General features: G+C 70.5%; 15 protein-coding genes. 14 read left to right on the plus strand and 1 reads right to left on the minus strand.

Going from position 1 to position 12,579, the window contains the following annotated elements; translation table 11 throughout:
* Positions 1 to 77: 77 nt before the first annotated feature.
* From CKY47_RS19295 to CKY47_RS19305, 3 genes are all read left to right on the plus strand, one after another.
* Positions 78 to 1,103: a TerC/Alx family metal homeostasis membrane protein gene (locus tag CKY47_RS19295; protein WP_306747275.1), complete on the plus strand. Its 1,026-nt coding sequence runs from the start codon at positions 78 to 80 to the stop codon at positions 1,101 to 1,103.
* Positions 1,104 to 1,105: 2 nt separating this feature from the next.
* The gene (locus tag CKY47_RS19300) at positions 1,106 to 1,231 is read left to right on the plus strand and encodes a hypothetical protein (RefSeq protein ID WP_306747277.1); all 126 of its coding nucleotides are present in this window, start codon (positions 1,106 to 1,108) and stop codon (positions 1,229 to 1,231) included.
* A 361-nt stretch (positions 1,232 to 1,592) separates the two neighbouring features.
* Positions 1,593 to 1,910, plus strand: a complete 318-nt coding sequence (locus tag CKY47_RS19305) for a DUF6355 family natural product biosynthesis protein (protein ID WP_306747278.1) — start codon at positions 1,593 to 1,595, stop codon at positions 1,908 to 1,910.
* A 55-nt stretch (positions 1,911 to 1,965) separates the two neighbouring features.
* Here CKY47_RS19305 and CKY47_RS19310 read toward each other — a convergent pair whose 3' ends face one another.
* Positions 1,966 to 2,634: a serine/threonine kinase C-terminal domain-containing protein gene (locus CKY47_RS19310; RefSeq protein ID WP_306747279.1), complete on the minus strand. Its 669-nt coding sequence runs from the start codon at positions 2,632 to 2,634 to the stop codon at positions 1,966 to 1,968.
* 65 nt (positions 2,635 to 2,699) lie between these two features.
* Between CKY47_RS19310 and CKY47_RS19315 the strand changes: the two genes are divergently transcribed.
* The 11 genes from CKY47_RS19315 (at position 2,700) to atpD (ending at position 12,531) form a co-directional block, all read left to right on the plus strand.
* Positions 2,700 to 3,335, plus strand: a complete 636-nt coding sequence (locus CKY47_RS19315) for a hypothetical protein (protein ID WP_306747280.1) — start codon at positions 2,700 to 2,702, stop codon at positions 3,333 to 3,335.
* A gap of 44 nt (positions 3,336 to 3,379) precedes the next feature.
* Positions 3,380 to 4,030 carry an L-threonylcarbamoyladenylate synthase gene (locus tag CKY47_RS19320; protein WP_306747281.1) on the plus strand — a complete coding sequence of 217 codons (651 nt, stop codon included), beginning with the start codon at positions 3,380 to 3,382 and terminating at the stop codon, positions 4,028 to 4,030.
* Positions 4,031 to 4,102: 72 nt separating this feature from the next.
* The gene (locus CKY47_RS19325) at positions 4,103 to 5,263 is read left to right on the plus strand and encodes a glycosyltransferase family 4 protein (RefSeq protein WP_371320698.1); all 1,161 of its coding nucleotides are present in this window, start codon (positions 4,103 to 4,105) and stop codon (positions 5,261 to 5,263) included.
* Between the two features lie 67 nt (positions 5,264 to 5,330).
* Positions 5,331 to 5,786, plus strand: a complete 456-nt coding sequence (locus tag CKY47_RS19330) for a Cg1360 family ATP-synthase-associated protein (RefSeq protein WP_306747282.1) — start codon at positions 5,331 to 5,333, stop codon at positions 5,784 to 5,786.
* Between the two features lie 152 nt (positions 5,787 to 5,938).
* Positions 5,939 to 6,715: a F0F1 ATP synthase subunit A gene (atpB, locus tag CKY47_RS19335; protein ID WP_306747284.1), complete on the plus strand. Its 777-nt coding sequence runs from the start codon at positions 5,939 to 5,941 to the stop codon at positions 6,713 to 6,715.
* Between the two features lie 64 nt (positions 6,716 to 6,779).
* Complete coding sequence (locus CKY47_RS19340) at positions 6,780 to 7,031, plus strand: ATP synthase subunit C-like protein (protein ID WP_306747285.1); 252 nt, start codon at positions 6,780 to 6,782, stop codon at positions 7,029 to 7,031.
* 32 nt (positions 7,032 to 7,063) lie between these two features.
* On the plus strand, positions 7,064 to 7,609 hold the full coding sequence (locus tag CKY47_RS19345) for a F0F1 ATP synthase subunit B (RefSeq protein ID WP_306747286.1): 546 nt from the start codon (positions 7,064 to 7,066) through the stop codon (positions 7,607 to 7,609).
* 10 nt (positions 7,610 to 7,619) lie between these two features.
* Positions 7,620 to 8,456, plus strand: a complete 837-nt coding sequence (locus CKY47_RS19350) for a F0F1 ATP synthase subunit delta (protein ID WP_306747287.1) — start codon at positions 7,620 to 7,622, stop codon at positions 8,454 to 8,456.
* Positions 8,457 to 8,518: 62 nt separating this feature from the next.
* Positions 8,519 to 10,162: a F0F1 ATP synthase subunit alpha gene (gene atpA, locus CKY47_RS19355; RefSeq protein ID WP_306747288.1), complete on the plus strand. Its 1,644-nt coding sequence runs from the start codon at positions 8,519 to 8,521 to the stop codon at positions 10,160 to 10,162.
* Between the two features lie 7 nt (positions 10,163 to 10,169).
* Positions 10,170 to 11,102: a F0F1 ATP synthase subunit gamma gene (locus tag CKY47_RS19360; RefSeq protein WP_306747289.1), complete on the plus strand. Its 933-nt coding sequence runs from the start codon at positions 10,170 to 10,172 to the stop codon at positions 11,100 to 11,102.
* Positions 11,095 to 12,531, plus strand: coding sequence for a F0F1 ATP synthase subunit beta (gene atpD, locus CKY47_RS19365; RefSeq protein WP_306747290.1), 1,437 nt, complete (start codon positions 11,095 to 11,097; stop codon positions 12,529 to 12,531). Before CKY47_RS19360 ends, atpD begins: the two co-directional genes overlap by 8 nt.
* Positions 12,532 to 12,579: the final 48 nt, after the last annotated feature.

A 12,579-nucleotide genomic window follows, 5' to 3' on the forward strand; every position in this document is an offset into this window, starting at 1 on the left:
GTCCCTCGGCGCCCCCGGGAGGCCGCCCCCGCGGGGGTGAAGGAGACCTCGAACCACTCCGGTGTCCGGGAGGTTCGATGTCCGCGTCGGCCGCGGCGGCCGCGAGTCCGGTCGAGTCCATCGGGTCCGCGGGCTTGTGGACGGTCAGCATCGCCGTCCTGGTCGCGCTGCTCCTCGCGGATTTCGCGGTCACCCACCGCCCGCACGAGGTGTCGGCGCGCGAGGCGGTGGGCTGGACGGTGTTCTACCTCGCCCTGCCGGTCGTGTTCGGGGTCTGGCTGTGGAACGCCTTCGGCAGCGGCCCCGCGGTGGAGTTCGCCACCGGGTTCGTGGTCGAGAAGTCCCTCTCGGTGGACAACCTGTTCGTGTTCATGCTGCTGCTCGCCGCCTTCGCCGTGCCGGCCGACGTGCGGCAGCGCGTCCTGCTCTACGGCATCGTCGGCGCCCTGGTGCTGCGGGGCGCGTTCATCGCGGCAGGCGCCGCGATGCTGGCGGCCGGCACCTGGGCGTTCCTCGTGTTCGGACTGGTCCTGCTCGCCTCGGCGGTGAAGTTGCTGCAGGAGGTGTCGACCGGCGGCGGCGCCGAGCGCGACGTCTCCCGGCTGCGGGTGGTCCGGCTGCTGCGCCGGCTGATGCCGGTCACCGACGACTACCGCGGCGCGCGGCTGACCGTGCGCGAGCACGGGCGCCGCGCGCTCACACCGCTGGCGGTCGTGGTGGTCGCGGTGTTCGCCACCGACGTGGTGTTCGCCGTCGACTCGGTGCCGGCGGTCTACGGCATCACCGAGGACCCCTACCTCGTGTTCGCCACCAACGCCTTCGCCCTGCTCGGCCTGCGCGCCCTGTACTTCGTGCTGCACACCGCGCTCGCCAAGCTCGTCCACCTCAACCACGGGCTGGCCGTCATCCTCGCGTTCATCGGGGTGAAGCTGGTGCTGCACTGGGCGCACGGCACCTGGCCCGCCGTGCCGGAGATCCCCACCCCCGTCTCCCTGGCCGTGATCGTCGGCGTCCTCGCCGTCGTCACCGTGACCAGCCTGCGCTCGCGGCGACGTGCCCGGGCGCCCGTACCCGCCCGGAAGGCCACCACACCACGGGACTGACCATGCTCTTCGACTGGCTGCTCGGCGTACTGGTCGACATCGCGACCACCGTGCTCGTCCTCGCGGCGCTGGTGACCACCTGCGCCGCCCTGTGCTCGCCCCGACCGCCGCGGGGACCGCGTCCCTGAGCTCCGAGGTGCGGGGTGGAACCGCGGCGGAGAATTCGCACCCGAATCCGGGAGCGATTCCCGGGAGGGTGCACGGCGTGTGTCCCGCGCGCGGGACGCGTGCCGCCCGCCGTCGGGCGGCCGTGCCGCCGGCGTCGCCGGCCTCCGTTCGCCTTCCTGGTCCTCAAAGGACCGGTGTTGATCTCCGACAATTGCGCGCAGCTCCACCGCGGCCTGTCGGGAGGACGTCGGAAAGGCCTTTTCCCGAGTTGCTCCGTTCGTGTGCTTCGCAGTGCGGAGCTTGTTCACGGCAAATTGTCGGCCTTAGCGTGGAGTGGCACGTAGGCAATGATTTCGTCGAACGAGGACAAAGGGGGAACGTATGCGCAAGGCATTTTCCGCGGCATTCGCGACGGTGGGCGCGGCGGTCGCGCTGGCCGTCGGCCTGACCGCTCCGGCCGCCGCCGCCCCGGCTCGGGCCCAGGCCCCGGTGCAGGAAGCGGCACCCGCGGCCTGCGGTTCGTTCGGGGTGTTCAGCCTCTACTACAACCACTGCGGCACGACCCGGGTCGTCATCTGGGTCGACCAGATCAACGTCGGTGGTTACCGGGACTTCGAGATGTGCGTCGGCCCCGGCGAGACCCTGATCGGTCCTCGGCCGCAGTACATCGACGCCTGGTACAACGGCAAGCTCTGCTGATCGGACGTCGACTCGCGCCGGGCCGGGTGGTCCGACCCGGCGCGGTCGCGGTCGTTCACGGGGTGGCGTGCCGGATCATCACGTCCAGCAGTTCACGGGTCGTCCCCCACTCGTCCGGTGGGCCCGCCGCGTAGAGCACGTACTCGACGCCGCCCACTTCCCAGAACGTCGCGGCCACCCGCTTCGGACCCCGGTCGGAGCCTTCCTCGAACTCCCAGCGGACCGCCGGGAAACCGCGGGTCGAGGTTTCCGACAGCGCGATCCGGGAGTGGCCGGCCTCGCGTTCCCGGTCCGCCGCGGCCTCGGTGATGCGGGCCGGGAGGGTCTTCGCCGGATCGGTGACCGGGGCTCCGCCCAGCCGCACCTCGCGGCGCGCGTCCGCCGGGTCCACGGCCACCAGGGTGGTCACCGCGGTGCCCGTCGAGGTCGACCACGACGCCGGGACGACCGTGCTCAGGCCACCGGGTGCGCTGACGGCCCGGAAGCCCGGTGGCACGGGCGTCGGGGCCGAGGACGGGGGCGCGGTCGTCGGGGCGGCGGTCGTCGGGGCGGCGGACGGGGGCACGGTGACCGCGGGGAGCGGGGGAGCCTCGGCGGTGGGCGGCGGGGTGACCGGGGTGGCGGCGCGCAGCGCGAGGACGCCCGCCGCGCCGCCCACCACCGCGTACGCGACGGCCGCGCACAGCGCCACCGGGAACGCGCCCCACCGGTTCTCCACGCGCACCTGCCGCCTCGCCCCCGGGATAGTCTGCGACGTCCACCTCCGGCGAGTAAATCGGAGCACCGGCGATGCGTGTCAAGCAACCGCTCGAACGGCCGCCCGACGAGTGGCGCCTCCTGCGGGCGCTGGTGGCCGACCACGTCGCGCGCGCCCCGGACCCCGTCGACGACCGGGTGGGCCGCTCGCTCACCGCACTCGGCACGGTGTTGCAGGACGGCAACGCCGAGCGGGTCGTCGCCCACGTGCGCCGGGAGTTGGGCTCGACCCCCGACCCCGGCACCGCCGACGTGCTGCGCGGGCACCTGGCCCTCGCCCTCGTCGCGCGCAGCGCCGAGGTCCGCGCGGTCACCGACGACGGCGGTCTGGCCATCCGCACCCGGCGACAGGCCGCCGAGTGCCACGCCCTCGCCGACGAGGTCCTCGCCCTGCGGCCCGACCCCGGACTGGTCGCCCTCGCCCTCGACCTGCGCGGGCGCGCCGAGGAGGCGGAGCGGTGGCGGTGGGTCGAACCGGGCGTCGGGCAGACCGCCGTCGTCGCGCTGGCCGTGCTCGTGCTGCCCTTCGTCGGCGGCGCGGTGGGCAGCGCGGGGGTCACCGCGGCCGGGGTCGCGGTGGGCGCCGCGCTCGTCTTCGGGTTCGTCCTGGCGCACCGCAGGCGCGGCTGGGCGCTCGACACCCGATCGGTGCGCAGACCCGGTCTGTGACCTCCGCCGCCGGACACGGCCCGTGCTGTGCTTGGATCAGGCGGGTGAGCACGATCTACGACTGCGCCGTGCAGGACGACCGCGCGGCCGGCCTCGCCGCCGCGGCGGGCGCGGTGCGCTCCGGGCGCCTCGTGGTCCTCCCCACCGACACCGTCTACGGCATCGGCTGCGACGCGTTCGACGCCGCCGCCGTGCGCGCGCTGCTGGAGGCCAAGGGGCGCGGGCCGGACATGCCGGTGCCCGTCCTCGTCGGTTCCTGGACCACCATCGACGGCCTGGTGCTGAGCGTGTCCCGACAGGCCCGCGCCCTGATCGAGGCGTTCTGGCCGGGCGGCCTGTCGCTGGTGCTCGAACACGCGCCGTCGCTCGCCTGGGACCTCGGCCGGACCCGCGGCACGGTCATGCTGCGCATGCCGCTGCACCCGGTCGCCCTGGAGCTGCTGCGCGACGTCGGCCCGATGGCCGTCTCCAGCGCCAACAAGTCCGGCTTCCCGCCCGCGGGCACCGCGCAGGAGGCGTGGGACCAGCTCGGCGAGGACGTCGGCGTGTACCTCGACGGCGGCCCGTCGGCCGAGAACGTCGCGTCGACGATCGTGGACCTGACCGGTCCGGACCCCGTCGTGCTCCGCGAGGGCGCGGTGCCGGTGGCCGAGGTCTCGAAGGCGCTGGGCGTCGAAGTCGAGGTCGCCCGCTAGTGGATCTTCACGATCGGAGTAGCGTGGTGGCCGCACCGCCCGACATCCCGGCTTCGAGGGGCTAAGCCTGCCGTGGGCCCGTTGCCTGCCGTGTCCAACGTCCTCCCCGTCCGGGAGTACCTGCTCGTCGCCCTGACCGCCGCCGTCGTGACGTTCCTGCTGGTCGGCCTGGTCCGCGCGCTGGCGTTCCGGATCGGCGCGGTCGCCTACCCCCGTTCGCGGGACGTGCACGTCAAACCCATGCCCCGGATGGGCGGGCTGGCCATGTACGGCGGTGTGCTCGGCGGCATGCTGCTGGCGCACCAGCTGCCCGTGCTGCGGTCGGCGTTCGACTTCTCCTACGACCCGTACGCGGTCATCGTGGGCGGCGGCGTGATCGTCCTGGTGGGCGTGCTCGACGACCGCTTCGAGCTGGACTCCCTGACGAAACTCGCCGGCCAGGTCACCGCGGCGGGCATCCTCGTGCTGTTCGGTCTCCAGTGGCTGCTGTTCTGGGTGCCGTGGGGCGACGACGGCGAGGGCACCGGGTCGCTGCTGTCGCTGGACCAGAACCAGGGCGCGATCCTGTCCGTGCTGCTGGCCGTGACGATGGTCAACGCGATGAACTTCGTGGACGGCCTGGACGGCCTCGCCGCCGGCATCGGCCTCATCGCCGCCACCGCGACCTGCGTGTTCTCCATCGGCCTGCTGTCCAACAACGGCGGTGACGTCGGCGCGTACCCGCCCGCCCTGATCGCCGCCACGCTGGCCGGCGCGTGCCTGGGCTTCCTGCCGCACAACTTCAACCCGGCGCGCATCTTCATGGGCGACTCCGGGTCGATGCTGATCGGCCTGATGCTCGCCGCGTCCACCATCTCGGCCAGCGGGAAGATCAACTACGAGTCGGTGCGCGCCGAGGACGTCCTCGGCCTGCTCTCGCCGCTCGTGGTGGTCGCCGCCGTGCTGTTCGTGCCGATGCTCGACCTGCTCATGGCCGTGGTCCGGCGCACCCGGCGCGGCGAGAGCCCGTTCTCCGCGGACAAGATGCACCTGCACCACCGGTTGCTCGAGATCGGCCACTCGCAGCGCCGCGCCGTGCTGCTCATCTACCTGTGGGCGGGCGTGCTCGCGTTCGGCGCGGTGGCCCTGACGATCTTCGACGTCGCGGTCGTGGCGTGGTGCTTCGGCATCGCCCTCCTGCTGGCGCTGCTGGTCTCCGCGATCCCCAGGCTCCGTGAGGTGCGTCGCTCCTGACCCCCCGATGGAGGGGTGCGGACGACCCCCCTTTTACACTCGGTCCCGACCGGTGGGAAGGGGTGGCATGGCCCAGGACAACGCTCAAGGCGACGAGTGGACGCACGACGCCGTCGTCCGCCGCCTCGCGGGTGAGATGTTCCGCGGCGCGATGTGGGCGGCGCTGGCCACCGTCGTCGTCTGCCTGGTGGTGTGGACCGTCGTCGCGGGCGCCACGGGTCTGGTGTCGGCCCTGATCGGCGGTGTGATCGCGTGCCTGTCCTCGGTGGGCACGCTGGTCCTGATGCGCAAGACCGCGGCGCTGCCCGTGCAGTTCGTCATGGTGGCCGCGCTGGGCGGGTTCATGGGCAAGCTGATCCTGCTGTTCTGCGTGCTCCTGCTGCTCCGGCGGTTCCCCGAGCTGCACGTCAACGCGCTCGCGCTGACCACCGTCGCGACCATCGTGGTGACCACCTTCATGGAGGTGCGCGCCTCGAAGCGCAGTCGCAGTCAGATGGTCATCCCCACCCCCGGAAATACCTGATCTACCGGCTGGTACGGTTCGCGCAGGACGGGACACCCGGAAGTGTGGGGTGCCTCTCGTAGGCGCTTGCAGTCCGTAAGGTACGTTCTGTCCAGATCGTGACGATTCCCCCGGTGGAGTGAACGCCGGCCGGGAGAACCGGAAGGAACACAGTGACCACGATGGTGCTGGCTGCGGGTGAGTTCGTCGCGCCCGGTGTGAAGGACTTCTTCCTGCCACCGATCTTCGGCGAAGTCACCAAGCCGATGGTCCTGGTGGTGCTGTCGATCTTCATCATCGCCGCCTTCTTCCTCGCCGCGAGCCGCAACCTCAAGCTCGTGCCGGGCAAGTTCCAGTTCCTGGCGGAGTCGCTCTACGACGTCGGACGCAACGGGATCGCGCGCGAGCAGATCGGCAGCAAGGACTTCAAGCCGTTCATCCCGCTCATCCTGACCGTGTTCACCTTCATCCTGGTGAACAACCTGTTCGGGATCATCCCGTTCGTGCAGTTCCCGACGATGTCCCACATCGGGTTCCCGCTGGCGGTCTCGCTGCTGGTGATCTACCCGGTCTACCACTTCGTCGGGTTCAAGCGCCACGGGTTCCTCGGTTACCTGAAGCACCAGACCATGCCGCCCAGCGCGCCGTGGTTCGTGCTCCCGCTGCTGATCCCGATCGAGTTCCTGCAGAAGTTCATCCTGAACCCGCTGACGCTCGCCCTGCGTGTGTTCGCGGCGATGTTCGCGGGTCACCTCCTGCTGATGGTGTTCACCCTCGCCGGTGAAGCCCTCCTGTTCTCGGGCGGCGTGACGGTCGTCGTCGCACCGATCTCCTTCCTCTTCGCCATCGCGCTGACGTTCCTGGAAGCGCTGATCATGGTGTTGCAGGCCTACATCTTTGCTCTGCTGTCCGCCGGCTACATCGGCGCCGCGCTGGCGGAAGAGCACTGAGAAAAAGCAAGCCTCCGATCCGCGGCGAACGGTCGCGGACCGAATTGGAAAGGGAACTGCACAAGTGAGCGCTCTCGTTCTTGCGCAGGAAGCTGCCACCGGCATCACCGACGCCGGTCTGGCCGCCATCGGCTACGGCCTCGCCGCCATCGGCCCGGCCCTCGGTGTGGGCATGATCTTCTCCTCGGTCATCAACGGCACCGCCCGCCAGCCCGAGGCCCGCGGCGTCCTGCTGGGCCTGGCCTGGACGACCTTCGCCATCGTCGAGGTCCTCGCCCTGCTCGGCTTCGTCGTCTTCTTCCTCGCCACCGGCTGAGTCCTCGTTCATCGCATAAGGAGACGGTTGTGATGAATCCACTCATCGTGGCTGCGGGAGAGGTGCCGAGTCCGGTCCTGCCGCACCCGGCCGAGATCGTCATCGGCCTGATCGCCTTCCTCCTGCTCTTCTTCATCATCAAGAAGTTCGTCACGCCGCGCTTCGAGGCGATGTACGCGGAGCGGGCCGCCAAGATCGAAGGCGGCATCGAGAAGGCGGAGCAGGCCCAGGTCGAGGCCCAGCGCGCGCTGGAGCAGTACAAGGCGCAGCTGGCCGAGGCACGTGCCGAGGCGGCTCGCATCCGTGACGACGCCCGCATGGAAGGCGAGCAGATCGTCACCGAGCTGCGGGCCAAGGCGCAGGAGGAATCCGCGCGGATCGTCGCGCAGGGTCAGACCCAGCTCGAGACGCAGCGCGCGCAGATCGTCGCGGAGCTGCGCGGTGAACTGGGCCGACTCGCCATCGACCTCGCCGAGCGGGTCGTGGGCGAGTCGCTGGAGGACGAGGTCCGCCGTCGGGGCACCGTCGACCGGTTCCTCGCGGACCTCGACGGCACGTCGGCTCCGGCCGTCAAGTGAGGGAAGGCCGATGACGCTGCACGCCGCTAGCCGAGACGCCCTGGCAGCCGCAGAACTGCGGCTGCTGGAGATCGTGGACGGCACGACCGGCACCGAGGCCAGCGGGCAGCTGGCGAAGCTGGGTGACGAGCTGTTCGCGGTCGTCGGCCTGCTGTCCGGCCAGCCCGCGCTGCGCCGCGCGCTGGCCGAGAACTCCTCCGAGCCGGCGGTCCGGGAGCAGCTGCTGCGCGGCCTGCTCGCCGACAAGCTCGGCGAGCCGACCCTCCAGGTGCTGACCATGGTCGTCGCCGCCCGCTGGTCGGGTCCGCGCGAGATGGTCGACGGCATCGAGTCGCTGGCCCGCACCACGCTGCTGGTGCGGGCGGAACGCGACGGCCGGCTCGACGCGGTGGAGGACGAGCTGTTCCGGCTCGGCCGCATCATCGCGGGCAACCACGGGCTGGAGCGCGCGCTGTCCGACCCGTCGACGGACTCCGCCGGCCGGATCGCGCTGCTCGACGGTCTCATCGCGGGCAAGGTCGACGCGATCACCAAGACCCTGGCGGACCACCTCGTCCGCATGCCGCGGGGTCGGGGGATCGTCGACGGCCTCGGCGACCTCGCGTCGCTCGCAGCCAAGCGCCGGGAACGTTCCGTCGCCCACGTTCGTTCCTCCGTCGAACTGGACGCGGCGCAGCAGGACCGACTCGAAGCCACGCTGACCCGCATCTACTCCAGGCCGATCGCACTGCACGTCGAGGTGGACCCCGCCCTGCGCGGCGGTCTCATCGTCAAGATCGGTGACGAAGTCATCGACGGAAGCGTGGCCGGTCGGTTGGCGGCCCTGCGCCGCGACATCGCCGGCTGACCCACAACGGAACCGCGGCCCAAGAGCCCCTTTCCCGCAAACGAAGTGAGAGCAGGAACGACATGGCGGAGCTGACGATCTCGTCGGACGAGATCCGCAGTGCGATCGAGAAGTACGTCTCGACCTATTCCCCGGAGGTCACCCGGGAAGAGGTCGGCGTCGTCGCGGAGACCTACGACGGCATCGCCATCGTCGAAGGTCTGCCCGGCACCATGACCAACGAGCTGCTGGAGTTCCCCGGCGGCGTGCTCGGTGTCGCCCTCAGCCTGGAGGTCCGCACGATCGGCGCGGTCATCCTGGGTGACTTCGACAAGATCGAAGAGGGCCAGGAGGTCAAGCGGACCGGCCAGGTGCTCTCCGTGCCCGTCGGCGACGGCTTCCTGGGCCGCGTGGTCAACCCGCTCGGCCAGCCGATCGACGGCCTCGGCGACATCGTGGCCGACGAGAACCGCGCCCTGGAGCTCCAGGCCGCGTCCGTGCTGCAGCGGCAGCCGGTGGGCGAGCCGATGCAGACCGGCATCAAGGCCATCGACTCGATGACCCCCATCGGCCGCGGCCAGCGCCAGCTGATCATCGGCGACCGCAAGACCGGCAAGACCGCGGTCTGCATCGACACGATCATCAACCAGAAGAAGGCCTGGGACTCGGGCGACCCGACGCAGCAGGTCCGCTGCGTGTACGTCGCCGTCGGCCAGAAGGGCTCCACCATCGCGGGCGTCAAGGCCGCGCTGGAGGAGGCGGGCGCGCTGGAGTACACCACCATCGTCGCCGCCCCCGCGTCCGACTCGGCCGGCTTCAAGTGGCTCGCGCCGTACACCGGCTCGGCCATCGGCCAGCACTGGATGTACCAGGGCAAGCACGTCCTGATCATCTTCGACGACCTGACCAAGCAGGCGGAGGCGTACCGCGCCATCTCGCTGCTGCTGCGCCGCCCGCCGGGCCGCGAGGCGTACCCGGGCGACGTCTTCTACTTGCACTCGCGCCTGCTGGAGCGCTGCGCGAAGCTGTCCGACGACATGGGCGGCGGCTCGATGACCGGTCTCCCGATCATCGAGACCAAGGCCAACGACGTGTCGGCGTACATCCCGACCAACGTCATCTCCATCACCGACGGCCAGTGCTTCCTGGAGTCGGACCTGTTCAACGCCGGTGTGCGCCCGGCCGTCAACGTGGGCATCTCGGTGTCCCGCGTCGGTGGCGCCGCGCAGACCAAGGCGATGAAGACGGTCTCCGGCTCGCTGCGCCTCGACCTGTCGCAGTTCCGCGAGCTGGAGGCGTTCTCCGCCTTCGCCTCGGACCTCGACGCCGCCTCGCGCGCCCAGCTGGACCGCGGCGCCCGGCTGGTCGAGCTGCTCAAGCAGGGGCAGTACTCGCCGGTGCCGATGGAGGAGCAGGTCGTCTCCATCTACCTCGGCACCAAGGGCCACCTCGACTCGATCCCGGTGGGCGACGTCCGCCGCTTCGAGGCCGAGTTCCTGGACCACCTGCGGCGTTCCCACGAGGCCGTGCTGTCCGGCATCCGCGAGTCCAAGAAGCTGTCGGACGACGCGGAGCGGGGCATCGTGGACGCCGTCAACTCCTTCAAGCAGCAGTTCACCGCCTCGAACGGCACGTCGGTCGTCGACGTCCCGGCCGACGCGATGGACGCCGACAAGGTCGGGCAGGAGTCGGTGAAGGTCAACCGACCGGCTCCGACCGAGAAGTGACGTAGGCATGGCGGCACAGATCCGGGAGCTGCGCCAGAGGATCAGGTCGGTCAACTCGACCAAGAAGATCACGAAGGCGTACGAGCTCATCGCCACGTCCCGTCTCGCCAAGGCGCAGACGAGGGTCCTGGCGTCGAAGCCCTACGCGGAGGAGATCACCGGCGTGCTCTCCTCGCTGGCGACGGCCTCCGCGAACCTCGACCACCCGCTGCTCACCGAGCGCAAGGAGCCCAAGCGCGCCGGCGTGCTCGTCGTGACCAGCGACAAGGGCATGTGCGGCGGTTACAACGCCAACGTGCTGAAGGCCGCCGAGGAGCTGTTCTCGCTGCTGCGGTCCGAGGGCAAGGAGCCCGTGCTCTACGTCGTCGGCCGCAAGGGCGTCGGCTACTACAGGTTCCGCCGCCGCGAGATCGCGGCGGAGTGGACCGGCTTCTCGCAGCTGCCGCAGTACGTCAACGCCAACGAGGCGGGCGACGCGCTGGTCAAGGCGTTCGTCGCGGGCAGCGACGACGAGGGCGCGGACCCCGGCCCCGACGGCGTCCTGGGCGTGGACGAGCTGCACGTCGTCTACACCGAGTTCCAGTCGATGCTGAGCCAGACCCCGGTCGTCCGGCGGATCGCGCCGATGGTCGTGGACTACGACGACGCGCCGAAGCTCCAGCCCCTCTACGACTTCGAGCCGGACGTCGAGACGCTGCTGGGCGCGCTGCTGCCCAAGTACGTCAAGACGCGCCTGTTCGCGGCGCTGCTGGACGCGGCGGCCTCGGAGTCGGCGGCCCGCCGGACCGCGATGAAGGCGGCGACGGACAACGCCACCGAGCTGGTCCGCAACCTCAGCCGCCAGGCGAACGCGGCCCGCCAGGCCCAGATCACCCAGGAGATCAGCGAGATCGTCGGTGGCGCCTCCGCGCTTACCGGTGGCGCAGGAAGTGATGAGTGACATGAGTGCTACTGCCACCACCACCCGCACCGGCCGTGTGGTCCGGGTGATCGGTGCCGTCGTCGACGTGGAGTTCCCGCGCGACGCGGTGCCGGAGCTGTTCAACGCCCTGCACGTGGAGATCACCTACGAAGCGGTGGCCAAGACGCTGACCCTGGAGGTCGCCCAGCACCTGGGCGACAACCTGGTCCGCACCATCTCGATGCAGCCGACGGACGGCCTGGTCCGCGGCGCGACCGTCACCGACACCGGCGCGGCGATCAGCGTGCCCGTCGGCGACGTCGTCAAGGGCCACGTGTTCAACGCGCTGGGCGACTGCCTCGACCAGCCCGGCCTCGGCCGCGACGGCGAGCAGTGGGGCATCCACCGCAAGGCCCCGTCGTTCGACCAGCTCGAGGGCAAGACCGAGATCCTGGAAACGGGCATCAAGGTCATCGACCTGCTGACCCCGTACGTCAAGGGCGGCAAGATCGGCCTGTTCGGCGGCGCGGGCGTGGGCAAGACGGTGCTCATCCAGGAGATGATCACCCGTATCGCCCGCGAGTTCTCCGGCACGTCGGTGTTCGCCGGCGTCGGCGAGCGCACCCGTGAGGGCACCGACCTCCTCCTGGAGATGGAGGAGATGGGCGTCCTCAACGACACCGCCCTGGTGTTCGGCCAGATGGACGAGCCGCCCGGCACCCGCATGCGCGTCGCGCTGTCCGCCCTGACGATGGCGGAGTACTTCCGCGACGTGCAGGGCCAGGACGTGCTGCTGTTCATCGACAACATCTTCCGCTTCACCCAGGCGGGCTCGGAGGTGTCGACCCTGCTGGGCCGCATGCCGTCCGCCGTGGGTTACCAGCCGACGCTGGCGGACGAGATGGGCGAGCTCCAGGAGCGGATCACCTCGACCCGCGGCAAGTCGATCACCTCGCTGCAGGCGATCTACGTGCCCGCGGACGACTACACCGACCCGGCGCCCGCCACCACCTTCGCCCACCTGGACGCGACGACGGAGCTCTCCCGTCCGATCTCCCAGAAGGGCATCTACCCGGCGGTGGACCCGCTGTCCTCGTCCTCCCGGATCCTGGAGCCGACCATCGTCGGCGAGGAGCACTACCGGGTGGCGCAGGAGGTCAAGCGCATCCTGCAGAAGTACAAGGAGCTGCAGGACATCATCGCCATCCTGGGCATGGACGAGCTGTCCGAGGAGGACAAGGTCCTCGTCGGCCGCGCCCGTCGCCTGGAGCGCTTCCTCGGCCAGAACTTCATCGTGGCCGAGAAGTTCACCGGCCAGCCGGGCTCGTTCGTGCCGATCAAGGACACGATCGAGGCGTTCGACCGCGTCTGCAAGGGCGAGTTCGACCACTACCCGGAGCAGGCCTTCTTCTCCTGCGGCGGTCTCGACGACGTCGAAGCCAACGCGAAGAAGCTCGCCGGCAAGTAGGTCGGGCCGTCACCGGAGGGCCGTTCCCGCGTCGGGAGCGGCCCTCCG

Origin of the sequence: Saccharothrix longispora (assembly GCF_030852425.1) — a bacterium.
In the GTDB taxonomy this organism is placed as follows: Bacteria; Actinomycetota; Actinomycetes; order Mycobacteriales; family Pseudonocardiaceae; genus Actinosynnema; species Actinosynnema longispora.

Bases quoted from the DNA above. Each gene is read 5' to 3' on its own strand.
- CKY47_RS19295 (WP_306747275.1), top strand. From the start codon at position 78: ATGTCCGCGTCGGCCGCGGCGGCCGCGAGTCCGGTCGAGTCCATCGGG.
- CKY47_RS19300 (WP_306747277.1), top strand. From the start codon at position 1,106: ATGCTCTTCGACTGGCTGCTCGGCGTACTGGTCGACATCGCGACCACC.
- CKY47_RS19305 (WP_306747278.1), top strand. From the start codon at position 1,593: ATGCGCAAGGCATTTTCCGCGGCATTCGCGACGGTGGGCGCGGCGGTC.
- CKY47_RS19315 (WP_306747280.1), top strand. From the start codon at position 2,700: ATGCGTGTCAAGCAACCGCTCGAACGGCCGCCCGACGAGTGGCGCCTC.
- CKY47_RS19330 (WP_306747282.1), top strand. From the start codon at position 5,331: ATGGCCCAGGACAACGCTCAAGGCGACGAGTGGACGCACGACGCCGTC.
- CKY47_RS19345 (WP_306747286.1), top strand. From the start codon at position 7,064: ATGAATCCACTCATCGTGGCTGCGGGAGAGGTGCCGAGTCCGGTCCTG.
- CKY47_RS19350 (WP_306747287.1), top strand. From the start codon at position 7,620: ATGACGCTGCACGCCGCTAGCCGAGACGCCCTGGCAGCCGCAGAACTG.
- atpA (WP_306747288.1), top strand. From the start codon at position 8,519: ATGGCGGAGCTGACGATCTCGTCGGACGAGATCCGCAGTGCGATCGAG.
- CKY47_RS19360 (WP_306747289.1), top strand. From the start codon at position 10,170: ATGGCGGCACAGATCCGGGAGCTGCGCCAGAGGATCAGGTCGGTCAAC.
- atpD (WP_306747290.1), top strand. From the start codon at position 11,095: ATGAGTGACATGAGTGCTACTGCCACCACCACCCGCACCGGCCGTGTG.